Origin of the sequence: Allobosea sp. Root670, from assembly GCF_001429415.1 — a bacterium.
In the GTDB taxonomy this organism is placed as follows: Bacteria; Pseudomonadota; Alphaproteobacteria; order Rhizobiales; family Beijerinckiaceae; genus Allobosea; species Allobosea robiniae.
The window spans coordinates 61,481-84,442 of record NZ_LMJU01000004.1; the positions used below are offsets into that span (position 1 = coordinate 61,481).

The following is a 22,962-nucleotide window of genomic DNA, read 5'->3' on the forward strand; positions in this document are numbered from 1 at the left end:
CGTCGGAACATCGCAGCTCGTCTGCGGAACCCGGCATATCGAGGCGCGTTCAGCCGCCGGAGGTGAACCATGCAAGTTGCTCCGATCCGTTCCCCGATCGACATGCTGCGCGCGCAATCCCGCCTGAAGATGCTGGGCGCATGCACGCCCGGCTCCTCAGACGAGATCGAGAGCGCTGCCTTGCGCGATGCTATCGAGCATTACCGCTGCGTTACGGAAACGCTGGATCTGTATCGGCGGCCGCCAGGTGTCGCCAGGCCGTCTCACGCCTGAATGATCAATTTGAGCGGTTGTCTCCCAGCGGCGCCAATCGGTCGCGGAGACCCTCGCCATCGAGCACCCAGGCGGCGTTGCCTTCCAGACGGTGGCGCCAGTTCGGCTTCTCGACAGTCGTGCCGGGGACATTGGGCTGTACGCGCAGGCCGAGGGCATCCTCGATCGGCACGATCTTCAGGGTGCAGGGCGACGCCGCGACATAGCGGATCGCTGCATCGACGACAGGGGCGGTTTCCTCCGGCGGCGGCCGCTCGCCTTCCGCCAGCCCGGCATCCCTGAATGCGCCCCAGAGCACGCCGCGATCCCAGGCCCTGACATTCTCGGCTTCGACTGTCTCACCCGGCGCGTCGAGATCGGAACCCGCCCACCAGCCGGCAGTCGGCACGAGGTCATGGGTGCTGGTCAGAGCCACCGCATCGCGATCCCAATCCGATGGCCCGATATAGCCATACTGGGAACGTTCGAAGCGCAGGACGCGCAGCCCCGCCACGCCCTGCTCGCGCAGGTAGTCGCGGAAGCCATAGGGCAGGGTTCCGAGATCTTCGCCGATGACGATGGCGCGATGGCGCCACGATTCGAGCGCGATCAGGCGGAACAGCGTCTCGGAGGGAAAGCTGACATAGGCGCCGTCGAGCGCACCAGCGCCTTCCGGGACCAGCCAGAGCCGGCTCATCCCCATGACGTGGTCGATCCGGATCCCGCCGACATGACGCAGGCTAGCCCGCAAGGTCTCGATGAAGGGCGCATAGCCGCTGGCCGCGAGACCGCGCGGCGAGAAGGTGGTCAGCGCCCAGTTCTGGCCATCGGCCGCGTAATAGTCCGGCGGCGCTCCGATGCTCAGCCCGTGCAGGATCTCGTCCTGACGGCTCCAGGCGTGGCTGCCGGCGCCGTCCATGCCGATGGCGAGATCGGCGATGAGCCCGACGGTCATGCCGGACTCCCGGCAGGCGCGCTGGGCGTCGCCATAGGACAGACTCGTCAGCCATTGCAGGAAGAGCTGGTAGCGGACGTCGTCGGCATGGGCTTCTGCGAAAGCCGCCACCTGTGGACTGTCCGGATCGCGATAGCTGGGCTGCCAGTTCCGCCAGGAGCGCAACGTGGGATCGCGCGCGAGCTCGGCCGCGTGCAGGACTTCGAAGATCGCGTGGGAGCGCAGCAGCGGCGAGGCTTCCGCGGCATGGCGTTCGAAGGCGGCCCGGCTTTCTCCGGCTTGGTCCAGCCGATCGAAGAGCGCACGCAGGAAGCGGTGCCGGAGCGGCGTCGCGGCGAGCCAGTCGATCCGGTCGAGGCCGGAGAGCCGCTCCATCTCTGCCGCCAATCCCTCGCGCGAGATGACGTCGCGGATCAGGGCGTCGGGCAGAGCCGCGGCGGGATCGGCATGGAGCGGGTTGTAGAAGAGCCGGGTCGAGGGCGAGTAGGGGCTGAACTGACCGGGCAGGGTGCCATAGAGGGCATGGACCGGACTGATCGCCAGGGTATCGGCGCCGAGACGGGCCGTCGCCCGGCCGAGCGCGGCCACGCCGGCGAAATTGCCGATCCCGCCGTCGCCGTCGCTGCGCAGGGAATAGATCTGCGCGGCCAGACCCCAGCCCGTCCGGCCTCCCGACAGATCGGCAAAGGTGACGCAGCGCGCCGGGGCGACGGCGAGCGTGATAGCCTCTTCGCCAACATGGAGGGTGTGATAGCCGGGCGCGTCGAAGGCCGGCAGAACGAGGCGATCGCTCGCTCGTTCTGCCTTGAGAATGCGGCGAGTGCCGTTCTCCAGTTCGGCTTCGAATTCGCCGGCGTCATTGCCGGTCGCGGGCAGGTCAATCGGCTGCCCCACGCGGGCGGTCAGGAAACGCGCGGAGCCCGATAGCGGAAGCGCCTCGACGGCGGCGAGCGAATTGCGCAGAGCTCCGGTGGTGTCGCTGGGCAGGCCGAGCGCGAGCAGGATCGCGCGCAGACTGTCCGGCGAGACTTGTCGCAAGGCGCCGGTCTGGTCGGTCCATTCGGGCGCGATGCCGGCGCGGGCAGCGAGCTGGCGCAAGATGTCGTCGGTCATTCGCCCGCTCCGGCATGCTCCAGCACCAGAAGCGCGAGCGGCGGAAGGGTCAGCGAAAGCGATTGTGCTTGCCCGTGGGAAGCGAGGGGCGTCGTCGCAGCCTGACCGCCATTGCCGAGCCCGGAACCTCCGTAGATTTCGGCATCGCTATTGAGCCGCTCTGCCCAAAGCCCCGCGGCTGCGACGCCGACGCGATAGTCGTGGCGCGGCACCGGCGTCATGTTTGCGATCACCAGCAGCGGGGGCCTGCCGTCGCCGGCCGAGCGCGTGAAGGCGAAGACGGCGTTGGCCTGATCGTCCGCGATCACCCAGCCGAAACCTTCCGCCTGATGGTCGAGGCGGTGAAGCGCGGGGTGTCCGCGATAGACGGCATTGAGATCGCGCACGAGCTGCATTGTGCCGCGTCGGCGAACGTCGTCGTCGGCAGGCCAGGGGAAGGGCGCATCGACATTCCATTCTTCCTCCTGGCCGAACTCGCAGCCCATGAAGAGCAGCTTCTTGCCCGGATGGGTCCACATCAAGGAGAGGCACAGCCGCAGATTGGCGAAACGCTGCCAGTCGTCGCCGGGCATCCGGGAGATGAGCGAGCCTTTGCCGTGGACCACTTCATCATGCGAGATCGGCAGGACGAAGTTCTCGGAGAAGGCGTAGATCAATCCGAAGGTGACGTCGTCGCCGTGATAGCCGCGATGGATCGGGTCCCGCACGAAATAGCGCAGGGTGTCGTGCATCCAGCCCATGTTCCATTTGAAATGGAAGCCGAGTCCGCCGTGATGGACCGGCGCGGTGACGCCAGGCCAGGCCGTCGATTCCTCTGCGATCGTGATGGCGCCGCGCCCGCGTGCGCCGACCAGGGTGTTGAGTTCCTGGAAGAAGGAGATCGCCTCTAGGTTCTCGCGACCGCCGAGATGGTTCGGCACCCATTCTCCAGGCTCGCGGCTGTAGTCTCGATAAAGCATGGAAGCGACCGCATCGACGCGCAGGCCATCGAGATGGAAAGTCTCCAACCACCATAGCGCCGATGCGATCAGGAAGCCGCGGACCTCGCGCCGGCCGACATTGTAGATCAGCGTGTTCCAGTCGCGATGGAAGCCCTGGCGAGGGTCCTCATGCTCGTAGAGAGCCGTGCCGTCGAAGCGGGCGAGGCCATGCTCGTCCGAGGGGAAATGGGCCGGCACCCAGTCCAGGATCACGCCGATGCCGGCGGCATGGCAGCGGTCGACGAAGCGGGCGAAGGATTCGGGCGGTCCGAGCCTCGCGGTCGGAGCGAAGAGGCCGAGCGGCTGATAGCCCCATGAGCCGCCGAAGGGATGCTCGGTGATCGGCAGGAGCTCGACATGGCTGAAGCCCATGTATTCGAGATAGGGGATCAGCCTGTCGCAGGCCTCTTCCCAACTGCCCATCCTGCCCCATTCCGTCCTGAGCCATGAGCCGACATGAACCTCGTAGATGGCGAGCGGCTCCGCCATCGGATTGGCCCGCTCGCGTCTCTTCAGCCATCCGGCGTCGTCCCATTCGAAATCGGGGGCGGCGGAGACGATCGAGCCGGTGCGCGGCGGTTCCTCGTGCCGGCGGCCAAGCGGGTCGGCCTTCCAGGGGAGCTTTTCGCCGTTCGACCCGGTGATCGCGTATTTGTAAACGGCGCCCGGGCCGATGCCGGGAATGAACAGCTCCCAGATACCCGGTCCGAGCCGGCGGCGCATAGGGTGGCGGCGGACGTCCCAGCCGTTGAAATTGCCGACAACGGCCACCTGGGAGGCATTGGGCGCCCAGACGGCGAAAAGCACGCCGTCGATGCCGTCGAAGCTGCGCGGATTCGCGCCGAGCCGTGTCGCGAGGTCGAAATGCCGCCCCTCGGCGAAGAGATAGATATCGTCCTCGGACAGCGACAGACCGAAGGCATAGGGGTCAGCCGCCTCGACGATGCCATCCGGCCAGGAGATGCGGAGGCGGTAGGGGATATCGGCCGGCGCAGGCGCCTGGAAGACGCCGTCACCGTTCGTGACCATCGGCACCGCGTTGCGCTCCTCACCCTCTCCGGTGACGAGTTCGGCATAGTTGCAGCCGGGCAGGAAGGCGCGCACGAAGCTGCCGCCGGCGAAGCCATGTCGGCCGAGAACGGCGAAGGGGTCGGGATGGCGCCCTTCCTCCAGCAACACCAGATCATGCTGGGCCAAGGCGGGCAGAGAAGATGCAGACTGGCGCATAAGCGGGCTATTCCGAGAACGAGAGGCGTTTCGCCCGGGCTGCGGAATCGGCCATGATGCAACGCAACAGAAGGGCTCCGCGTTCCGCTTCGCCGCCATCGCGAACATGCGAGATCATCTGTCGGAACCAACTATACGGCATGCAGTTCATCCAGCGTGCTTCAGCCGCCTTTCGAGGAGATAGATGATGAGCCGGGAACAGATCGTCCGCGATGCCGCCTACGCGATCTGGGAAGCCGAAGGTAAGCCCGAGGGCCGCGATGCCGAGCACTGGCGCCTCGCCGAGGAGCGGGTCACGGCCAGCACCGGTAAAACCGGCAAGGCAGGGAAGCCTGCCAAGGGCAGGGTTTCGGCGACCGTGGACGACAAGCCGAAGGCGACGGTTCCGGTCAAGAAGGCGGCGACCGGGAATGCGGGCGCGCGGAAATCCGCCCCGAAGGCCAAGGGCTGAGTGCTGTCCTGCCGAAGATGCTGCGTGCGTCGTGTTCGGCCTGATCACCATGATCAGGCGGCGAGCGCGCGGGCATAGACATCTGCATAGCGGAAGCTGGGCCGGCGCCAGTCGAAGCGCTTCGCCATGGCATGGTCCCGCATCTGCCGGAACGCGCGCTTGGAGCGGAAGGCTTCGAGCGCGCGGGCGACGGCCCCAGTCAAGCCGGCGCCCGTCAGATTGGAGAACAGGAAGCCCGACAATCCGTCTTCGATCGTATCGACCAGGCCGCCCGTCCGATAGGCGATCGGCAGCGCGCCGGAGCGCTGCGCATACATCTGACTGAGACCGCATGGCTCGAAGCGCGAGGGCATCAGCAGGAAATCGCTGGCGGCGAACAGACGGCGGGCTTCGCCGTCGTCGAAGCCGATCCGCGCAGCGACGGCGCGGGGATATCGGCGCGCCAGCTTCTCGACGGCTTCCTCGATGCGCGGCTCGCCGCGTCCCGTCACAACGAGCTGGCCGCCCTGCGCCACGATCGTCTCGGCAGCCTCCAACGATAGATCTATGCCCTTCTGATGGACCAGACGGGAGACGATCGAGAAGAGCGGGCCCCGCGACTCCGGCAGGTCGAATGTCCGGCGAATGTCTGCGGCGTTCCGCCGCTTCCACTGCCGGATGATCTGGTCTCCGGAGCGGCCGCCTTCGATCAGCGCATTCCAGCTGTCGTCGATGCCGTTGACGATGCCGGTCAACCTGCCTTCCCCCATTCGCGTCTTGAGGAGACCATCGAGGCCGCAGCCGTGCTCGGCCGTGGTGATCTCGTTGGCATAGGTCTCGCTAACGGTGGTGACATGCGAGCCATAGAAGATGCCGCTCTTCAGGAACGAGATTTTGCCGTGAAATTCTGAGCCGTTGATGTCGAAAGCTTGATCGGGAATGCCCAGTAGCCGCATGCGCTGCGGATGATACAGGCCCTGATAAGCGAGATTGTGGATCGTCAGGATCGAGGGCGTCTCCAGCCCCTTCCAGCGCATGTAGCCGGGCGCGAGAGCAGACGGCCAGTCGTTGACATGGACGACGTCCGGCTTCCAGTTCGGGTCGGCCTCGCCGGCGGCGATCTCTGCGGCGGCGAGCGAGAGCCGCCCGAAGCGGACATCGTTGTCACCGAAATCGCCTCCACCGAAGGGCCCATAGGGCGAGCCGTCGCGATCATAGAGCTCGTCGCAAAGCACGGTGTAGACGATCAGGCCGTCGCTCGTGGTGAAACGGCCGAGCGACCATGGCGGCAGGCCGGCGACGCGTGGCATCTGCCGGACGACGTCCATGGCGGGTTTGGCCTTGCGGACCTGGCGAAAGCCGGGCAGCAGGACGCGCACCTCGCAGAACTTGCGAAGTTGGCGGGGCAGCGCCGTCGAGACCTCGCCAAGGCCGCCGGCCTTGATGAAGTCGCCCATCTCGGACGTCACGAACAGCAGTTTTGTGGTCGCGGCGATCGGTGATGGCTGGTCGGCGATGTCGTCCTTGACGGCGGGGGCATAATGCAAAGCGTGGCCTGACGTAGCGGGGGCGCCTGCGATTTCAGCCAGCTTCAAAACATTTGTCATCGTCACGCCCTTGGCATCCCGCGAAGCACAACAGGTCCGCCGATCCCCGAGTTCCTGCCTCGCAGCGAAATATTTCAGGCAAGATCGGGGCCAGCGGTCCGGAACTGCTGTTGCTGCAGCACGTTGCTGCCATCGCGACGGAAGCGAGGCAGCCTCGCAGCGACGATAGTCCTTTCTGCACGCTGGACACGAAGGTGCTGTGACATGGCGGGAGCAAGACATGGCGGGTTTTGAGATCAAGGCCGGCCGGGCTTCCGAACTCGGCGCTGTGTTCGATGGCGAGGGAACCAACTTCGCCCTGTTCTCGGCTCATGCCGAGCGCGTCGAGTTGTGCCTGTTCGACGAGAGTGGAGAGAACGAGACTGCGCGCATCACTTTGCCGGAATACACGGACGAGATCTTCCACGGCTACCTGCCGGGCGTGGGGCCAGGGCAGCGCTACGGCTATCGCGTCCATGGCCGGTTCGCCCCGGAGGAGGGGCATCGCTTCAACCCGAACAAGCTTCTGCTGGATCCGTATGCGCGGGAGTTTTCAGGAGCGGTCGACTGGAACGATGCGCATTACGGCTACGAGATTGGTGCCGGGGAAGACCGCGATCTCAGCTTCAGCGAACTCGACAGCGCGTCCTACATGCCGAAATGCGTTGTTGTGGACTGGCAAGCCGATCCGCAGCGTCCCGGCGCGCCCGGTCTCGGCTGGGACCGGACCATCTTCTACGAGACGCATGTGCGCGGCTTCACGCAACTGCACCCAGCTGTGCCCGAAGCCCGCCGCGGCACCTTCGACGGCCTCGCCGAGCCGGCCGTGATCGACTACATCAAGAGCCTTGGAGTCAGCACCGTCGAGCTCCTGCCCGTGCATGCCTATCTCGACGACCATCACCTCGTCGCCAAGGGCCTGTCCAACTACTGGGGCTACAACACGATCGGCTTTTTCGCGCCGATGCAGCGCTATCTCGGGCGGGCCGGCCTTTCCTCGTTCCGCGACATGGTCCGCCGCTTCCACGATGCGGGGCTCGAGGTCGTCCTGGACGTCGTCTACAACCACACGGCCGAGGGGAACGAGCTCGGCCCGACGCTGTCGTTCAAGGGGATCGACAACTTCTCCTATTACCGGACGATGCCGGGCGAGCCGCGCTACTATGTCAACGACACCGGTACCGGGAATACGGTCAACACGTCCCATCCGCGCGTGCTCCAGATGGTGATGGACTCGCTGCGCTACTGGGTCGAGGTGATGGAGGTCGATGGCTTCCGCTTTGACCTCGGCACCATTCTTGGCCGTGAGCCGCACGGCTTCGATCCACGCGGCGGCTTCTTCGACGCGATTGGGCAAGACCCCGTCCTGCGCAAGGTCAAGCTTGTTGGCGAGCCCTGGGATATCGGGCCAGGCGGCTATCAGGTCGGCGGCTTCCCGCCAGGCTGGGCTGAGTGGAACGACAAGTACCGCGACACGATCCGTGCCTATTGGAAGGGCGAAGTGGGCATCATCCGCGACCTCGCTGCCCGCATCACCGGATCGGGCGATGTCTATGACCAGCGCGGCCGCCGGCCCTGGGCCAGCGTGAACTTCATCACCGCTCATGACGGCTTCACCCTGGCGGACCTCGTCTCCTACAACGACAAGCACAACGAGGCGAACGGCGAGGATAACAAGGACGGCCACGGCCATAACCTGTCCTTCAACCACGGCGCCGAGGGATCGACTGAGGACGAAGGCATCCTTGCGGTGCGTCAGCGGCAGAAGCGCAATCTGCTGGCGACGCTGCTCTTGTCCCATGGCACGCCGATGCTGCTTGCCGGCGACGAGCACGGTCATTCCAACCGCGGCAACAACAATGTCTACGCCCAGGACAACGAGACTGCCTGGATGCGCTGGGACGAGATCACGCGGCGCGACGAGGCGCTCGCCGGCTTCGTCCAGCGCGTCATCGCCTTGCGCAACGAGCACCCGATCTTTAGGCGGGCGTCCTTCCGCGACGGCTGCCTGCTGCGCTGGGTCAACCCGGCTGGAGGCGATCAACAGGAAGAGCACTGGGACGATCCCGGCGTGCTCGCGATTGGCCTGCTGATGCATATGCCGGATGTCGAGGCCGGCGGCGACGAGGCCCTGATCCTGTTCAACGCCTTTGACGGCGAGGTCGTGTTCAAGATACCGCCGCGGGTGAAGTCCGGTTCGTGGTCGGTCGTGCTGGATACGGAGACCGGCCCGAATTCGGACGAGGGCCGCAAGGGACTGAAGGCGGACCAGGAAATCTCACTTTCGCCGCGGTCCTTGATCATGCTGATGTGATCAGACTTTCCGCCACAGTGTGACGCTGCGGGCGGGCAGCATGCCCTCCATTCGGCCGTCGGAGGTGAATATCTGCTCCCATCGGCCGGCGGGAAGCGTCATCGCGGCCGCATGCATACTACGGTTGAGCGCGATCAGCAGGCTCTCTGTGGCGCCGTGCAGCAGCAAGCAGAAGGCATCGAGACCGGCCCAGTCCTGATCGGCGATCGCTGTCGCGTCGGCTTTCAGCCAGCGCGCATCCGGCGGCTCTCCCGTGCCGGTCAGAAAGGTATCGGCGGCTAGAAGCGGGTGCCGACGACGCAGTGCGGCGAGCGCCGCGACCAGGGCGGTCAGTTCATCGTCGGCCCGCTCCCAGTCCAGCCAGGAGGTCGGATTGTCCTGTGCGTAGGCATTGTTGTTGCCGTGCTGGGTCCGCCCGAACTCGTCGCCCGCCGTCAACATCGGAATACCGCGCGACAGGAAGAGTGTCGCGAGCAGCGCGCGGACGTCGCGACCGCGCGCGGCTTCGATCGATGCGTCGCGCGTTGGGCCTTCGATGCCGCCGTTCCAGCTATGGCTGTCATTGTCGCCATCGCGGTTCTCCTCGCCATTGGCCTCGTTGTGCTTGCGCTCGTAAGAGACGAGGTCGCGCAGCGTGAAGCCGTCATGGGCGGCGATGAAATTGATGCTGGCTTGCGGGCCGCGATGTTTGTTGGCGAAGAGGTCCGACGAGCCGGCCAACCGCGTCGCCAGCGCGCCGGCCATCCCGGCATCGCCGCGCCAGTAACGGCGAATGTCGTCGCGATAGCGCCCGTTCCATTCGGCGAAAGGAGCGGGGAAATCGCCGAGGCGATAGCCGCCAGGGCCGATATCCCAGGGCTCGGCGATCAGGATGGCGTGCGCGAGTTCCGGATCCTGCAGGATGGCGCCGAAAAGCGGTGCATCGGGCGTAAATCCGGTCTCTGTGCGTCCCATCACCGTGCCGAGATCGAAGCGGAAGCCGGCGATGCCGAGGCGCAGCCAGTGCCGCATTGCGTCCATCGCCAGACGCAGCACCGGAGCGCGATTGAGCGCCAGCGTATGGCCGCAGCCGGTATCGTTGACGAGGCGGGCGGGATCGTCGGCGGCATGGCGGTAATAGACGGCATTGTCGAGGCCGCGCAGGCTGACCGTGCCGCCGAATTCATCGCTTTCGGCTGTGTGGTTCAGCACGATGTCGAGGATCACGCCGATGCCTGCCTCGGCATAGGCGGCGCAGAGTGCTGCAAGATCGACCGGCCCGCCAGGCGCGAGCCGCGGGTCGAGCGCGAAGAAGTTAACGGGATTGTAGCCCCAAGCATTGGCGAGCCCGAGCGGCGGCAAGTGGCGCTCGTCCATCCAGGCTGCGACCGGCATCAGCTCGACATGGCTGACGCCGAGCCTCTGCAGATGCGCGATGACGGATGGTTCACGCAGGGCGACAAGTGTTCCCCGCAAGGGCGGCGGGACGGCCGGGTGGCGCATGCTGAAGGATCGGACGCCGAGCTCGTAGAGGAAGGTCGGCGGCGTCGCTTCGGAAGCCCGGACCTCGCCGGGGACGGGGAGGGGCTGCACGATGCAGCGCGGCACGAGCGCCGCTGTTTCCGCGCCATGGCGGGCGAGCGCCGGATCCCAGCGGAAGGGGCGATCGATCAGCGTCGCATAGGGGTCGACGAGCAGCTTCGTCGGGTCGAACCGATGGCCCCGCTCGGGCTGCCATGGCCCCTCGACGCGCAGGCCGTAGCGCATCCCCGCGCCGGCACCCTCCAGCAAGCCATAATGGATGTCGCCATCACGGCAAGGCAGCGGCAGCGATGCCAGTTCCGTCTCGCCGGCCTCGTCGAAAAGGCAGACGAAGACGCGGGTGCCGTGGCGCGAGAAGACTGCGAAGCAGACTCCGTCGTCCACAAGGGACGCACCGATGCTTAGCGGGCGCGCGCAGGGAATGATCCGCTGCATCGGAGCCAACGCCTCAGCCTTCTCCCGGTGCCGCGGCGGGCAGATTCCAGATACGCTGCGCATATTCGCGGATGGCGCGGTCGGCGCTGAACCAGGCGCAATGGGCCGTATTGTTCACGGACATGTGCCACCACCGCGCCTGATCCGCCCACAGGCTGTCGATTCGCCGCTGGGTGAGGCGGTAGCTCTCGAAATCGTTGAGCACCATGAACCAGTCGTTGGCGAGGAGGCCTTCCACGAGCCCGGCATAGCGGTCGCGATCGCGGGGGGAGTAGGCGCCGCCGGCGACCGCATCGAGCACGCCTTCGAGATGAGCCGAGGCATGGATGATGTCGGCGCTCGGGCGGGGATCGCGTCGCGCCGCCTCGACCTCTTCCGCCGTCATGCCGAAGATTGCGATATTGTCGGCCCCGACACGCTCGCCGATCTCGATGTTGGCGCCGTCGAGCGTGCCGATGGTGATGGCTCCGTTCAGCGCGAATTTCATATTGCCGGTGCCGGACGCCTCCATGCCGGCCGTCGATATCTGTTCGGACAGATCGGCGGACGGGATGATCGTCTCGGCGAGGCTGACATTATAGTTCGGCAGGAACACCACTTTGAGCCGGTCTCGCGTCGTGATGTCGTTGTTCACCACGGCGGCGACATCATTGATGAGGTTGATGATCGATTTTGCGGTCACGTAGTTCGACGCGGCCTTACCGGCGAATATCTTCACGCGCGGAGCCCAGTCGCGATAGGGCTCGGATCGAATGGCGTCGTAGAGCGCGATCGTCTCGAGGATGTTGAGCAATTGGCGCTTGTATTCGTGGATGCGCTTGATCTGCACGTCGAAGAGAGCGGCTGGATCAACGATGACGCCGCAGTCCTGACGGATGATTGTCGCGAGCCTGAGCTTGTTCTCGCGCCGGATTGCTGCCAGCCGGTCGTGGACTATCGTGTCGTCGGCGTGTGTGCCGAACTGGCGGATCAACCCGACATCATCCGTGACCCTCTCCCCGCAAGTTTCCTTGAGGAGGTTCGTCAGACCCGGATTCGCGTTGAGAAGCCAGCGGCGCGGCGTGATGCCGTTGGTGACATTCGTGATCCGGTCCGGGAAGACATGATGCAGTGGTGCGAACACCGTTTCCTTCATCAGGTTGGAATGTAGCGCGGAGACGCCATTGACCTTGTGCGAGCCGACAAAGGCGAGATGCGCCATCCGGACCCGTCGCCCGTGATATTCGTCGATCAGTGAAAGCGCGGAGAGGTCGGCATCGGGCGCGTCGCGGCGGACGCCGTCAAGGAAGCGGGCATTGATGCCGAAGATGATCTGCATATGGCGCGGCAGGAGCCGCTCCATCAGGGCGACCGGCCAGGTCTCCAGCGCTTCCGGCAGCAGCGTGTGGTTGGTGTAGGAGATCGTCGCCGTCGTGATCTCCCAGGCTCGCTCCCATTCGACCTCATGCTCATCGATCAGCAACCGCATGAGCTCTGCGACCGCAAGCGAGGGATGGGTGTCGTTGAGTTGGATTGCGGCCTTTTCTGCGAGGTTGTTTAGCGTTCCGAACTGACGATGGTGGCGTCGGACCAGATCCTGAAGCGAGGCGGAGGTGAAGAAGAACTCCTGTCGCAGGCGCAATTCCTGCCCGACCGGGGTCGAGTCGTTGGGATAGAGCACCTTCGAGATCGCTTCGGCGCGGTTGCGCTCGGCGACAGCCCCGACCAGATCGCCTTGATTGAAGGCATCCAGCGACAGGGGATGCATCGCCCTTGCGCGCCAAAGCCGCAAGGTGTTGGCGTCGCGCCCCTGCCAGCCGACGACAGGCGTATCATAGGCGACGGCGAAGATGGTCTCCTCCGGCGCCCAGAACACCTGCCCGGGCTTCCCGCCCGCAGCCACGGTACCGCCAAAGCCGATCTTGTAGGCGCTCTCGCGTCGTTCGAACTCCCATGGATTGCGGAAGGACAGCCAGTCCTCGGGAACCTCGATCTGCCGTCCGCCATCGATGCGCTGCTTGAACAGACCGTGATCGTAGCGGATGCCGTAGCCGAGCGCCGGCACGCCGGTCGAGGCCATGGCTTCCATGTAGCAGGCGGCGAGGCGGCCCAGGCCGCCATTGCCGAGGGCGGCGTCAGGTTCGAGATTCTCGATCCCGGCCAGGTCGACACCGAGTTCGCGCAGTGCCTGCGCCATGGAAACGGTCAGGCCGAGATTGTTCAGCGCGTCGGCGAGTGAGCGCCCGATCAAAAACTCCAGGGAGAGGTAATAGACGCGCTTCCTGCCAGTGGTGTAGCTTTCCCTGGTCGATTTCTGCCAGACGTCGATGACGTGATCGCGAGCCGCGAGGATCGCTGCTGTCAGCCAGTCATGGGGCTGCGCGACCGCTGGGCTTTTACCGAGCGAGTAGGTGAGCTTGCGCACCACCTCCGCCTTGATGCGCTCGACCTGCTCGTCGGGCTCGTAATGAACAGAGGTCTCGCGAGAAAGAGCTGACAAAGGAAAGTCCCAGGCTGGAATCCGCATGGGCACGATCTCGTAATGCGGTGGCCACATCAAGGCTTGGCCTGACACGCCCGGGATGCACGGGGACCAAGGAACAAGCGGAATAGTCCGGCGTTCCCACCTGTCGGGATCCGGAAACCTCTGAAATTGCTCAAACGCTGCCCGTCTTCGGATGGGAACGAATTGGGCCGTTCCGGACGTGACCGGTGCGACCCATGAGTGACATCGGAGAGACGATGGAGGCGGCCCAGCGGTTCGCCCGGCGCGAGGGCACCGGAGTTCAACTCACGCCTGAGGCCGAGCGCGCGGCCTGGAATGGCGGGAAGCCGCCAGCGGGCTGAATATTGCGAAGTCGACGCTTGCCGCGAGGATGACGGAACCATGCCGCCTCGAAGCCGGTTGCGCCGGGGTGCACAGAGGAGGTCCCGTCATGACGATCGAGCCGATTATCGCAGGGGGCAAGCGGAGCGCCCGGCGCGGGCGCCCGGTCGCAATCGAAGATCGTGAGCAATACGCGGCGGCGGCGGCGCGGGCGCGCCAGTTGTCCGATTACCCGGAAGGGACCGCCGAAGCCATGGAGCTTGCCGCTTTGGTCAAAGCCATCCTGTCGTGGGAGCGATCCAATGCCGACGCGTTGCACTAGCCGAGGCTGAGATGGGCGATCTCAGCGCGGACGAAGCGGCTCTCGTCAAACGCCTCGTCGAGATCATTGCGACCGAAGGTCTCGTTCATCCCGAGCGGCTCGATCCTGGCGCATCGCTGGAAGCCGATCTCGGGCTGTCGCTGGACGACCTCACCTTGATCGGGAATGCGGTCGAACGGGAGTTCGATTGCGACATGGTTCCGGATGACGAGATGAAAGCCTGCCGCAGCGTCCGGCAACTCGTCGATCTGATCGTGGGGCGCATCGCGGCTAAGTCGGCATCGGAATTGCCGCAGGAAAGCGGCCTCGGAAAACCTCCGGCGTAGCGCTGTGGCCGGAGTGTTGGCGCGGCTAGCGTATGTTAGTGCGCTCCGCCTGAGAATGCGCGTCAATGGTCAGGCAGTTGTCTCCATGCCGATCCTTGGAAATGACCGCTGGCGGTGCGCATTGACGCTGCCCAGTCGGAGACCTGTCATGCATAGCGGAAAAGGCTCTTTGATCCTGCGCGATGGTCGCAGGCTTCCCATCAGTTTTCAGTTCAGCAACGATTTCGGCGACACACGTGGGGGCTATTTGCTCTGCAACACCGGCGACCTCGACCCGGCAGCCTTGCTTGGTTTGCTGAATCTCGAATGCGAGGACGGTAGCGACCTCGTGGTTGCGGTCATGCATTCCAGCGACCGATATCTGGCTGTGACCGGACGCGTTTTGCCGACCGCTGCGTGAGGAGAGTACTCGAACGAAGTGGAACTCGGCTTCGTCGCGGCGGGTTGACGGCGTAATCGATGCGTTGCGTGAGGTGCCGCCATGGTCGCAATCTGGAGGGAGCCTGGTCCGACGCGACGTCCGAGTCCCGTCAAGCGCGTGCTCTACACCGAGCGGTGCCGGGACGAAGACGGCATGCTGTACCATGTCGTCGTCTGGCGCGATTGGCCGGGCTCCCCATTGACTTCATATACCCTCGAGGACGGAACTCCGGTTCACTATGAAGATCAGTGCCGTTTCGCCTTGCCAGACGGGAGGATACTGTCGCGGTGCGGGGATTAGGCAAGGGACACGCGCCACATACAAAACCCCGCCGGGTTGCCGGCGGGGTTTTGTGGGCTTCCAGCCCTTTGCTCGCCGATGCGACGAGCGCTACCGTGAATTCCGCCTGCTCAACGTTCCATCGATGAGATCGGTTCCAGTCGCGGAACATATGACCTCAAGCGAGCGGCTCCGAAGCCGGTAACATACGTTAATGCGTTGGAGGAGCTGGAGCATAGCCTAGCTTGCGTATCAAGGCGCAGGAATGATGATGAAAACGGTACTCGAGCGTGCTTTCGAGCTGGCGAGAACAGGTGGCTTCCAGAAAATCCGGGAACTTCGGCGAAGACTTCAGGAAGAGGGATACAACTCTAGCCAGATCGAAGGTCCCGTTCTGATGCAGCAATTGCGGGAGATGAGCAAAGCTGCGAGAGCCGCGCGGAATGCCTTGACGCTTGAACATTGCGAAAAGCGCTAGACGTATCCCGGTCAGGCAAACCTGCGATATGAAGCATTTTATTGCGACCTTCGACATCGAGACGACGCCCGGGGAGCCTCGCGCGCGCTTCGTTGAAGCTGCCTTTGCGCGCGGCTGGTCGAATATGCTCCTGATCGCCGGTCAACCGGCGCAGCTCCCTGCTTCGACCTTGATCGGCGATTTCCGCGATCTGGAAGATGCTCACCGCGCTTTCGATGCGGCGATAGACGACGCGTCCCGGATGATCGCGCCGGCAAAGATCAGTATCGAACGGCGCTATATCGTCGAGCGAATCCCCGCCGGGCGTCTCAAGGCGCCACGGAGAGAGTGGGTTAAGGTGAACATCGCGCGGCTGAAACGCCTGGTCAGGCCGAAGCGATAGAATTATCCGCTCATGGGAGCGAAGGGTCGGCTCAGGAAGCGTGAGCCGGCAAGCCCGAAGCGCCAGGGATAATCGGCCGCCTTCGAGATCCCGATCCGCGGACCACAGATGATGCCGGGCTCGCAAGGACGCTCGATGAGGGCGAACGGAGGCAGGTCGAGGCTCTTCCCGTCATGAATGCCGGACAAGCCGAGCGCCTGCGTCAGCCGGCCCGGGCCGTTGCAAAGCTGGATCATCGCGCCGCGGCGGGTCCGCATGATCTCGATGCCGTGTCGCGGCTCCAGCGACCGGATCAGCACTGCGCCATTCCCGGTCGCCACGATGTTGAAGCACCAGTGAAGGCCATAGGACCGGTAGACGTAAGCATGCCAGGCAGGGCCAAACATTGCCGCGTTGGTCCTCGTCGGCCCGCGGAAGCTATGCGAGGCGGGGTCGTCGGCGAGATAGGCCTCGGTTTCGACGATCGTCCCACCCACGCCTTCGACGAGAAGCTCCATACCGATGAGGCGAGGGGCGAGTTCGAGCGCATTCAGCGTCGACAGCCCCGTGGAAATTCCAAGCATCCTGTCTCTCTGCGCCGAGGGCGAAGCCTGCAACGGCGATCGTCGTTTTGGTGCGTCAGACTGTTGCCTGCAGCAAGCGCGAAATCGCTCCCACGACTTGCCGAAGTTGCAGCGGTTTCACCAGCCTCTCGACGCCTGCGAAGTCGGGAGGAATGATATCGGCGTCGTAGCCGGTGACAAAAACGAAGGAATGCCGTTTTCCTGCAGATGCTCGGCGAGCTTGAACGACGCACCATGACCGAGATTGATATCAAGGACCACGGCATCCGGCGTTTGCATGGCCAATTCCGCCTGAGCCGCCATTTCGTTTCCGCAAGGACCGATAACCGTCGCGCCGGCCCCCTGAAGTGCGCGCGCAGTATCGGTGGCGATGTAGTACTCGTCCTCCACGATCAGAATACGGTAACCGTGGAGATCTGGTGCCCCCGTCATGTCGAGTGCTCCTCCAAATACGGTCAATCTCTGCGGCGCTCCCGTCTCGAAGACGCTCGCGCCGTCAGCCAGCGGAAACTCCAGATGGCACTGCACTTTGCCTACTTCGATGACAACGCTCCCCTGCCCGCCTAGTTCGTAGGGTACGCGAGCTTCGATCAGCTCGCGGCCAAATCCTCGTCGTCGCGGCACTGTTGCCGCGGCGACTGGCGCTGCGGTTGATCCGCTTTCCGTCCATACGAAGCGGAGCCAGGGGATGCCGCGTTTGACGAAGGTGGCCCATTCCACCTTGACCCTCCCGTCGGCTACGGACAGGGCGCCGTACTTCATGGCGTTGGTGCCCAGCTCATGAACCGCCAGCGTCAGGATCTCCGCCGCTTTGGGAGAGAGGGAAATGTCCGGCCCTTCGATCCGATACTGCCCCTCGTGCTGTGCCTGCACGCTGACCTCGTCATGAACGACATCTCTGATATTCACGCTGAGATTGGCGCCGCGTGTGAGGAGGGCCTGGACCCGCGCCAGGGCCAGGAGCCGGCCAGAGAGGATGTCGGTGTAATCCTGCACGCTTGAGGCTCGTTCGCCGGTTCGCACAGTGACCGAACGCACGATGGCCAGGACATTGCGCACGCGGTGCTGGAGCTCGGGGAGCAGAGTGGCCTGGTGTCCGGCCGCAAGTTTCGCTTCGGTAATGTCCTGCGCAATCGAGCCGATGCGCTGGATGTCACCGTCGCCACCGTAAAGCGGAAATCCGGTGCTTCGGATCCAGCGAAACGCGAGGTCGCCCGCCCGCTGAATACGGTATTCCTGGACGACGACCTCGCCAGCGCTGACGCGCTCGACATTCCTCGAAGCTTCATCACGTTCTTCAGGGATAATCAGGGCGTTGAGCAGCCTGGCGTCGGCGAGCACAGCCTGCGGGGTGACGCCATAGATCGTCTGCACTGCCGGGCTGACATATTCAAAGTCCCAGCTATGGGCATTTCTGACCCAGATGGCATCCGAAGAGGAGGCGCCTAGCTGCTGGAAGCGCTCCTCGCTTTCGCGAAGCGACGCTTCGGCAGCCCTGCGATGCCTCGCTTCGAGGTCGCGGCCGATGATGATGCCGGCCGTGTTGGTGACGAGGTTTGCAACCTCGATATCCGAGGAGCCCGCTTTTGCCGGCTGCGGCCAGTAAAGAGCGAACGTGCCGACAAATTCCCCTTTGCGGGAATGGATCGGAAAGCTCCAGCAGCCGCGATACTGGAAGCGACGGGCCATCTCGCGCCATGGCTTCCAGCGCATTTCCTCCTCGACATCGGACGTCAGAACCGCTTCGCCTGTGGCGGTTGCAAGGCCGCAGGCGAGCGAATCCTGCCCGATCAGGAAGCCATCCACGGCCGCGGCATAGTCCTCCGACATGCCGACGACGTGCCGGAGCGACGTTCTCTCGTCATTAGCGAGATAAATCGCGAAGCGGGTGCCGCAACCGTACTGAGCTGTTACCGCACCTCCCAAAATGCCTAATGATGCCGTGAGAGGCTCTCCGTTCAAGGCGCATTCGAGAGCCTCTCGCTGGCTCGCCAGCAGCGCCTCGTTGCGCTTGCGATCCGTAACGTCCACGAAGACGTTGATTGCGCCCGTTATGTTGCCGGCATCGTCAAAGATCGGGTCAATATTCACGTTGGCGATCAGGCGCGTGCCGTCCGGCTGCTCGATCACCACCTCCAGATCGCGCCCCGCTAGGCCATCCCGCAGCGCATCCGCCATGGGGCAGTCCTCATGCCTCAGCAGGTGGCCGTCCGGCGTCCACATGCGAAACGAACCGCAATATCGTTCCTGATCGTCCCCAAGCGGCGGCTCGCGTCCCCAGATCTCGACGGCTTTCCGGTTGAAAAAGGTGAGGCGGCCGGCAGCATCGCAAATATAGACCGCCGCAGGCATGAGCGCGACCAAGCTTGCCGTGAAGCTGTCGGGGAAACCTTGGCGATGTGCGATCGGCTTATCCATGCGGACGATGTCTCCGCTGCGGATGAGCCATCCTACCTGAACCCGGCGGGTTTCGCATCAGCAGTCGCTCATCGGTCCCTGCACGCCAGCATGGCCAGCAGGGAGTGGAACCGTCGTCGATCGCGATCGTATCGCTAGCCCGCATCGCCACGCAGCTTCAGGAGCTCGTTGAGATGATCCTGCTTGGCGTTGATCTGCTCCTGCAGGTTTTCTTCCTGCGCCGCTCCGGAGGCGGCCGCCGCGAGTTGGGTCAAATCCGAAACCTGCCGGCGCAGGAGAGCGATCTGGTCGTTGAGTGCCTCGCTATTGCCATTGGCCATGCTGGTGGTCTCCACTCAAATGAATCGTCATCGCCCCCCTCAGCGCTCCAGAGACAGGACGCCCGAGCGGCCTCGCTGTTCCACCACCTGCAGATTGTTCAAGGGCACCGGTTGCTTGCCCCATCGAAGCCGTCGGGCTGAATTCAGGCTGGCGCGAGAGCCTGCGAGAGCCTATACCGACTGATCGTTCTTTATTTGTTCCGGAACTTCATGACACGCCGATCAGGCAGCGCTGATCTTCCCCTGCATTACGGCCGCGTTCCGCCCTGGCTGGGCGAGCGCATGGCCAGGCTGGGCAGCGTGATCTGCGAGGCGATCATCCAGCACTACGGTCGCGACGAGTTACTCCGGCGGCTCGCGCATCCCTTCTGGTTCCAGTCCTTCGGCGCGATCATGGGAATGGACTGGCACTCCTCGGGCATCACGACCAGCGTGATCGGGGCTTTGAAGCGCGGCCTGACGCCGCTCGCCGGCGAGCTCGGGCTTCATGTCTGCGGCGGACGCGGCAACCAGTCCCGCCGCACCCCGGCGGAGCTGGAGCAGATCGGTGGGAAGGTCGGGTTCGACGGAGCGGCGCTGGCTCAGGCGAGCCGGCTCGTTGCGAAGGTCGACAGCGCCGCGGTGCAGGACGACTTCGACCTCTACCTGCACGGCTTCTTCGTGACGGATGACGGGCACTGGACGGTCGTGCAGCAGGGCATGAATGGCGATGGCGGGATGGCGCGGCGCTATCACTGGCATTCCGAAGGGCTCGGCAGCTTCGTCGAGGCGCCTCATGCGGCGATCGAGGGCCGTAGCACCGGTAATATCGTCAACCTGACGGATGCACGCGCGGACCGTGCCCGTATGGCGCAGGTCGCGATGCTTCGCGACGAAGGGCCTGATGCGATCGTCAGAGAGCTAGCTGCGCTCCAACCGAAGCGCGCTTGCGCCGATCAAGTGGCTCCGCAACTAACCCTGCCGCATCTCGTGATGCCTTCGCATCATGATGTGAGGCCCAAAGACGTCATGGCGCGCCGCCTTCATGGTGCGCTCGCCGCCGCGGCCGACCGGGGCCCGAGCGATTTTTCCGAGCTTCTGCTCGTGCCCGGCATTGGTGCTCGTACCGTACGCTCTCTCGCGATGGTCGCGGAAGTGCTGCATGGTGCGCCATGCCGTTTCAGTGATCCCGCGCGCTTTTCGCTCGCGCATGGCGGCAAGGATCGCCAGCCCTTCGCCGTACCGACCAAGGTCTATGATCAGACGATCGGTGTCCTTCGTTCGGCCGTCGACCGGGCGAAGCTCGGTCAGGAGGATCGCCTTGCCGCGATCGCGCGGCTGGACGGCGAGAGTCGCCGGCTGGAACAGAGTGCGACAGGTCCGACGCTCGTCGAGTATGTCGCCGAGGAGCGCCGACGCTCGCCGGAGTACGGCGGCCGAAGCGTCTTCGGATGGGAGAGGCCGGATGGAGGCTGCGAAAAAGACAACGAGGCGAAATTCCGACGTCGGTAGGATACCCCTCGTCTACTGCAGCGCTATGGCCGCGAGTCGAATCCAGGCGGGGGCATGGTCGCTGGCCTTGTCCCAGCCACGCACGTGGCGATCGACACCCGCCGCTTCCAGACGCGCGGCCAGATCCGGGCTCAGAAGCAGATGGTCGAGGCGCAGGCCGGCATCGCGTCCCCATGCGTTTCTGAAATAATCCCAGAATGTGTAGATGCGGTCTTCGGGGTGAAGCTTGCGCAACGCGTCCGTCCAGCCTTGCGCGAGAAGCGCCTCGAAGGCGCGCCGGACCTCGGGACGAAATAGAGCATCGCCCAGCCAGCGCTCGGGCTTGTAGACGTCTCGCTCGGTCGGAATGACATTGAAGTCACCAATGAGCGCGACCGGAACGCGATGCGCCAGTAGCTCTGCGGCGTGGTCTGCGAGGCGTGCGAGCCAGTCCAGCTTGTACGCGAGTTTCGGGCCTGGCGCCGGATTTCCGTTCGGAAGGTAGAGACAACCGATCAGCACGCCTTGCACGGCGGCTTCGATATAACGGCTCTGTTGGTCGCCCGCATGGCCGGGCAGGCTGCGGCGGGTCTCGATGGGATCGCTGCCGCGTGCCAGGATGGCGACGCCGTTCCAACTCTTCTGGCCCGCCCAGATGCAGCCGTAGCCGGCGTCTCGGATCGCTGATTCCGGAAACCTGTCCTGCGTAGCCTTCAGCTCCTGCAGGCAGACGATGTCCGGCTGGGTCTCGCTCAACCACCGGAGGAGGACGGGAAGGCGACCATTGATGCCATTGATGTTGAAGGTCGCTATTCTCATGGGCTCCGATCTCTAGCTCCCTTGCCCGGGGTAGAACGCCCTTGCTTGCGCGTCTCCAGAGCGCGTTCGAGAGAGCGGGCGGCCCTTCTGGCATCGCGCAGTTCGGAAAGAGTCGGCTGCCACCAACCTTGTGCGAAATCATCGGCGGCGGGCTGGTGACGAGCTGGCCAAGCCTTGATCAGCTCATCATGCGTGGGGCGGCGCCATAGTGCCCAGATCAGGTCGTCGCGCCGGAGCTCGCTCCAAGGATAGTGCTGTCGGGCGATCTCGGCTGGCACGATCTCACCGGTGACGTCCATAACCACGAGCGGTCCCTCATGGGACATCAGGACCCTGTCCAACGGAGGCAAAGCGGTTGCGGGAACGGGATAACGCTGCCGCCGCCGCTCGTTCGTCCTGGCTTTGGCGCCTTCATATTCGGGAGCGGATTTCGCAGCGGCGCTTCGCATCTTCCGCGCCTCTGGCTCGTTGCGCTGAGCTGCCGCTTCGATAACAGCCCATCGCTCACGCAGCGCGTCGACGGATCGGAAGGGGATGTGCCAGGCCTTGTCCTCACCATGCCACCAAGCCCAGGGCACGGCCCGCAATCCCGCGACCACGGTGCGCGAATAGGGCGTCCTAACGATGATTTCGCTATCGGTACTGAGATAGGGGCTGACGATGGGCTCGAAAGAGAAGGAATCCCGCCCGCGCTCATCGGCATTGGTGAACGTTGCCGGGAGTTCACGGTCAAGCCAACGCGTGACGCGTCGAGCGGCCGTCGTGCCCGGCAGTCGCCAGGCCTGATGCCGGTCGCTCCAGCGAGCGCGCGGAAATGCCATGCGGAAGCGCTCGACGAATGCGGCATCAAAGGGAAACGATACGATTGCACCCCGACCATCGTCCCCCTCCATGATCCGAACGTCACTGAGTTCGCCGCCCATCCGTTAATCCAGATCATGAGATCGCTGCCAGCAGCCAGCGCGCCGAACCAGTTCGATCGCTGCAAGGCTCCTCGATCTTATCTCTCGTGGAACTCGCGAATGGCCGGGAGGTTCAGGGCTTTGCCGGGGCGAAGGCAATGCGGGACCGAGGTGCGTCATGTCGAGCTACGATCATATCATTCACAAGGGCAACAAGGCTTCCTTGTTCACGCGCATGGCCCAGTCGGTCGCATCCTGGACCGGCAAGCCGATCACCTTCTTCGGTGCCGTGACTCTGATCGTGGTCTGGGCTGCATCAGGACCGATCTTCGGCTTCAACGACACCTGGCAGCTCGTCATCAACACCTCCACGACGATCATCACCTTCCTGATGGTCTTCATCATCCAGAACAGCCAGAACCGCGACACGGCTGCGATGCAGATCAAGCTCGACGAGCTTATTCTGCGATTGGAAGGTGCCCGCGAAGAATTGCTCGACCTCGAGGAGCTCGACGAGAAGGACCTCGCCCTCATCCGCGAGGATTTCTGTAAGAGGGCCTCATCCGCTCGCGACAGCACCAACGGAAAGTCCACCGACTAAGCACGCCATAGCCGTACCGGAACTCGCGTGGGCATTGCTCGT

General features: G+C 64.3%; 20 protein-coding genes. 10 read left to right on the forward strand and 10 right to left on the reverse strand.

Going from position 1 to position 22,962, the window contains the following annotated elements:
- Nucleotides 1-69: 69 nt before the first annotated feature.
- Nucleotides 70-273 carry a hypothetical protein gene (locus ASE61_RS07870; RefSeq protein WP_061966341.1) on the forward strand — a complete coding sequence of 68 codons (204 nt, stop codon included), beginning with the start codon at nt 70-72 and terminating at the stop codon, nt 271-273.
- Between the two features lie 4 nt (nt 274-277).
- Here the strand turns inward: ASE61_RS07870 and malQ are convergent, their stop codons facing one another.
- Nucleotides 278-2,320, reverse strand: a complete 2,043-nt coding sequence (malQ, locus tag ASE61_RS07875; RefSeq protein WP_061966342.1) for a 4-alpha-glucanotransferase — start codon at nt 2,318-2,320, stop codon at nt 278-280.
- A complete protein-coding gene (gene glgB, locus ASE61_RS07880) occupies nt 2,317-4,527 on the reverse strand; it encodes a 1,4-alpha-glucan branching protein GlgB (protein WP_061966343.1) in 2,211 nt (736 codons plus the stop codon). Before glgB ends, malQ begins: the two co-directional genes overlap by 4 nt.
- A 187-nt stretch (nt 4,528-4,714) precedes the next feature.
- On the opposite strand from glgB, the gene ASE61_RS07885 reads away from it, so the two are divergent.
- The gene (locus tag ASE61_RS07885; protein ID WP_162260080.1) at nt 4,715-4,978 is read left to right on the forward strand and encodes a DUF2934 domain-containing protein; all 264 of its coding nucleotides are present in this window, start codon (nt 4,715-4,717) and stop codon (nt 4,976-4,978) included.
- A gap of 53 nt (nt 4,979-5,031) precedes the next feature.
- Here the strand turns inward: ASE61_RS07885 and glgA are convergent, their stop codons facing one another.
- Nucleotides 5,032-6,564 carry a glycogen synthase GlgA gene (gene glgA / locus ASE61_RS07890; RefSeq protein WP_082617290.1) on the reverse strand — a complete coding sequence of 511 codons (1,533 nt, stop codon included), beginning with the start codon at nt 6,562-6,564 and terminating at the stop codon, nt 5,032-5,034.
- A gap of 220 nt (nt 6,565-6,784) precedes the next feature.
- Between glgA and glgX (ASE61_RS07895) the strand changes: the two genes are divergently transcribed.
- A complete protein-coding gene (gene glgX, locus ASE61_RS07895; RefSeq protein ID WP_061966345.1) occupies nt 6,785-8,857 on the forward strand; it encodes a glycogen debranching protein GlgX in 2,073 nt (690 codons plus the stop codon).
- On the opposite strand, the gene glgX (ASE61_RS07900) is transcribed toward glgX (ASE61_RS07895), so the two are convergent.
- Both glgX (ASE61_RS07900) and ASE61_RS07905 read right to left on the reverse strand, forming a co-directional pair.
- Entirely contained in the window at nt 8,858-10,801 is a 1,944-nt protein-coding gene (gene glgX / locus ASE61_RS07900; protein ID WP_413813529.1) for a glycogen debranching protein GlgX, read from the reverse strand.
- A 25-nt stretch (nt 10,802-10,826) separates the two neighbouring features.
- Nucleotides 10,827-13,292: a glycogen/starch/alpha-glucan phosphorylase gene (locus ASE61_RS07905; RefSeq protein WP_061966397.1), complete on the reverse strand. Its 2,466-nt coding sequence runs from the start codon at nt 13,290-13,292 to the stop codon at nt 10,827-10,829.
- 436 nt (nt 13,293-13,728) lie between these two features.
- Here ASE61_RS07905 and ASE61_RS07910 point away from each other — a divergent pair, with 436 nt between their 5' ends.
- The 5 genes from ASE61_RS07910 to ASE61_RS07930 all read left to right on the forward strand — a co-directional run bounded on the left by ASE61_RS07910 (nt 13,729) and on the right by ASE61_RS07930 (nt 15,827).
- Nucleotides 13,729-13,941 (forward strand): hypothetical protein, encoded by a 213-nt coding sequence (locus ASE61_RS07910; RefSeq protein ID WP_061966347.1) that lies wholly within the window; start codon nt 13,729-13,731, stop codon nt 13,939-13,941.
- Nucleotides 13,942-13,952: 11 nt separating this feature from the next.
- On the forward strand, nt 13,953-14,267 hold the full coding sequence (locus tag ASE61_RS07915) for an acyl carrier protein (protein ID WP_061966348.1): 315 nt from the start codon (nt 13,953-13,955) through the stop codon (nt 14,265-14,267).
- Nucleotides 14,268-14,415: 148 nt separating this feature from the next.
- Nucleotides 14,416-14,667 (forward strand): hypothetical protein, encoded by a 252-nt coding sequence (locus ASE61_RS07920; protein WP_156407016.1) that lies wholly within the window; start codon nt 14,416-14,418, stop codon nt 14,665-14,667.
- Nucleotides 14,668-15,238: 571 nt separating this feature from the next.
- Nucleotides 15,239-15,445, forward strand: a complete 207-nt coding sequence (locus tag ASE61_RS26970; protein WP_082617299.1) for a hypothetical protein — start codon at nt 15,239-15,241, stop codon at nt 15,443-15,445.
- A gap of 28 nt (nt 15,446-15,473) precedes the next feature.
- Nucleotides 15,474-15,827, forward strand: a complete 354-nt coding sequence (locus ASE61_RS07930) for a hypothetical protein (RefSeq protein ID WP_061966351.1) — start codon at nt 15,474-15,476, stop codon at nt 15,825-15,827.
- A 2-nt stretch (nt 15,828-15,829) separates the two neighbouring features.
- On the opposite strand, the gene ASE61_RS07935 is transcribed toward ASE61_RS07930, so the two are convergent.
- From ASE61_RS07935 to ASE61_RS07945, 3 genes are all read right to left on the reverse strand, one after another.
- Complete coding sequence (locus tag ASE61_RS07935; RefSeq protein ID WP_061966352.1) at nt 15,830-16,390, reverse strand: DNA-3-methyladenine glycosylase; 561 nt, start codon at nt 16,388-16,390, stop codon at nt 15,830-15,832.
- Between the two features lie 117 nt (nt 16,391-16,507).
- The gene (locus tag ASE61_RS26890; protein ID WP_200959612.1) at nt 16,508-18,808 is read right to left on the reverse strand and encodes a PAS domain S-box protein; all 2,301 of its coding nucleotides are present in this window, start codon (nt 18,806-18,808) and stop codon (nt 16,508-16,510) included.
- A 134-nt stretch (nt 18,809-18,942) separates the two neighbouring features.
- On the reverse strand, nt 18,943-19,128 hold the full coding sequence (locus ASE61_RS07945; protein ID WP_061966353.1) for a hypothetical protein: 186 nt from the start codon (nt 19,126-19,128) through the stop codon (nt 18,943-18,945).
- Nucleotides 19,129-19,338: 210 nt separating this feature from the next.
- Between ASE61_RS07945 and ASE61_RS07950 the strand changes: the two genes are divergently transcribed.
- Complete coding sequence (locus tag ASE61_RS07950; RefSeq protein ID WP_061966354.1) at nt 19,339-20,619, forward strand: DUF763 domain-containing protein; 1,281 nt, start codon at nt 19,339-19,341, stop codon at nt 20,617-20,619.
- Nucleotides 20,620-20,631: 12 nt separating this feature from the next.
- Here the strand turns inward: ASE61_RS07950 and xth are convergent, their stop codons facing one another.
- Entirely contained in the window at nt 20,632-21,417 is a 786-nt protein-coding gene (gene xth, locus ASE61_RS07955; RefSeq protein ID WP_061966355.1) for an exodeoxyribonuclease III, read from the reverse strand.
- Complete coding sequence (locus tag ASE61_RS07960; RefSeq protein ID WP_200959613.1) at nt 21,414-22,340, reverse strand: hypothetical protein; 927 nt, start codon at nt 22,338-22,340, stop codon at nt 21,414-21,416. The genes xth and ASE61_RS07960 overlap by 4 nt, the downstream gene beginning before the upstream one ends.
- A gap of 157 nt (nt 22,341-22,497) precedes the next feature.
- Here ASE61_RS07960 and ASE61_RS07965 point away from each other — a divergent pair, with 157 nt between their 5' ends.
- Nucleotides 22,498-22,920, forward strand: a complete 423-nt coding sequence (locus tag ASE61_RS07965; protein ID WP_061966356.1) for a low affinity iron permease family protein — start codon at nt 22,498-22,500, stop codon at nt 22,918-22,920.
- Nucleotides 22,921-22,962: the final 42 nt, after the last annotated feature.

Bases quoted from the DNA above. Each gene is read 5' to 3' on its own strand.
- ASE61_RS07870 (WP_061966341.1), top strand. From the start codon at position 70: ATGCAAGTTGCTCCGATCCGTTCCCCGATCGACATGCTGCGCGCGCAA.
- malQ (WP_061966342.1), bottom strand. From the start codon at position 2,320: ATGACCGACGACATCTTGCGCCAGCTCGCTGCCCGCGCCGGCATCGCG.
- glgB (WP_061966343.1), bottom strand. From the start codon at position 4,527: ATGCGCCAGTCTGCATCTTCTCTGCCCGCCTTGGCCCAGCATGATCTG.
- ASE61_RS07885 (WP_162260080.1), top strand. From the start codon at position 4,715: ATGAGCCGGGAACAGATCGTCCGCGATGCCGCCTACGCGATCTGGGAA.
- glgA (WP_082617290.1), bottom strand. From the start codon at position 6,564: ATGACAAATGTTTTGAAGCTGGCTGAAATCGCAGGCGCCCCCGCTACG.
- glgX (WP_061966345.1), top strand. From the start codon at position 6,785: ATGGCGGGTTTTGAGATCAAGGCCGGCCGGGCTTCCGAACTCGGCGCT.
- ASE61_RS07910 (WP_061966347.1), top strand. From the start codon at position 13,729: ATGACGATCGAGCCGATTATCGCAGGGGGCAAGCGGAGCGCCCGGCGC.
- ASE61_RS07915 (WP_061966348.1), top strand. From the start codon at position 13,953: ATGGGCGATCTCAGCGCGGACGAAGCGGCTCTCGTCAAACGCCTCGTC.
- ASE61_RS07920 (WP_156407016.1), top strand. From the start codon at position 14,416: ATGCATAGCGGAAAAGGCTCTTTGATCCTGCGCGATGGTCGCAGGCTT.
- ASE61_RS26970 (WP_082617299.1), top strand. From the start codon at position 15,239: ATGAAAACGGTACTCGAGCGTGCTTTCGAGCTGGCGAGAACAGGTGGC.
- ASE61_RS07930 (WP_061966351.1), top strand. From the start codon at position 15,474: ATGAAGCATTTTATTGCGACCTTCGACATCGAGACGACGCCCGGGGAG.
- ASE61_RS07935 (WP_061966352.1), bottom strand. From the start codon at position 16,390: ATGCTTGGAATTTCCACGGGGCTGTCGACGCTGAATGCGCTCGAACTC.
- ASE61_RS26890 (WP_200959612.1), bottom strand. From the start codon at position 18,808: ATGGATAAGCCGATCGCACATCGCCAAGGTTTCCCCGACAGCTTCACG.
- ASE61_RS07945 (WP_061966353.1), bottom strand. From the start codon at position 19,128: ATGGCCAATGGCAATAGCGAGGCACTCAACGACCAGATCGCTCTCCTG.
- ASE61_RS07950 (WP_061966354.1), top strand. From the start codon at position 19,339: ATGACACGCCGATCAGGCAGCGCTGATCTTCCCCTGCATTACGGCCGC.
- xth (WP_061966355.1), bottom strand. From the start codon at position 21,417: ATGAGAATAGCGACCTTCAACATCAATGGCATCAATGGTCGCCTTCCC.
- ASE61_RS07960 (WP_200959613.1), bottom strand. From the start codon at position 22,340: ATGGGCGGCGAACTCAGTGACGTTCGGATCATGGAGGGGGACGATGGT.
- ASE61_RS07965 (WP_061966356.1), top strand. From the start codon at position 22,498: ATGTCGAGCTACGATCATATCATTCACAAGGGCAACAAGGCTTCCTTG.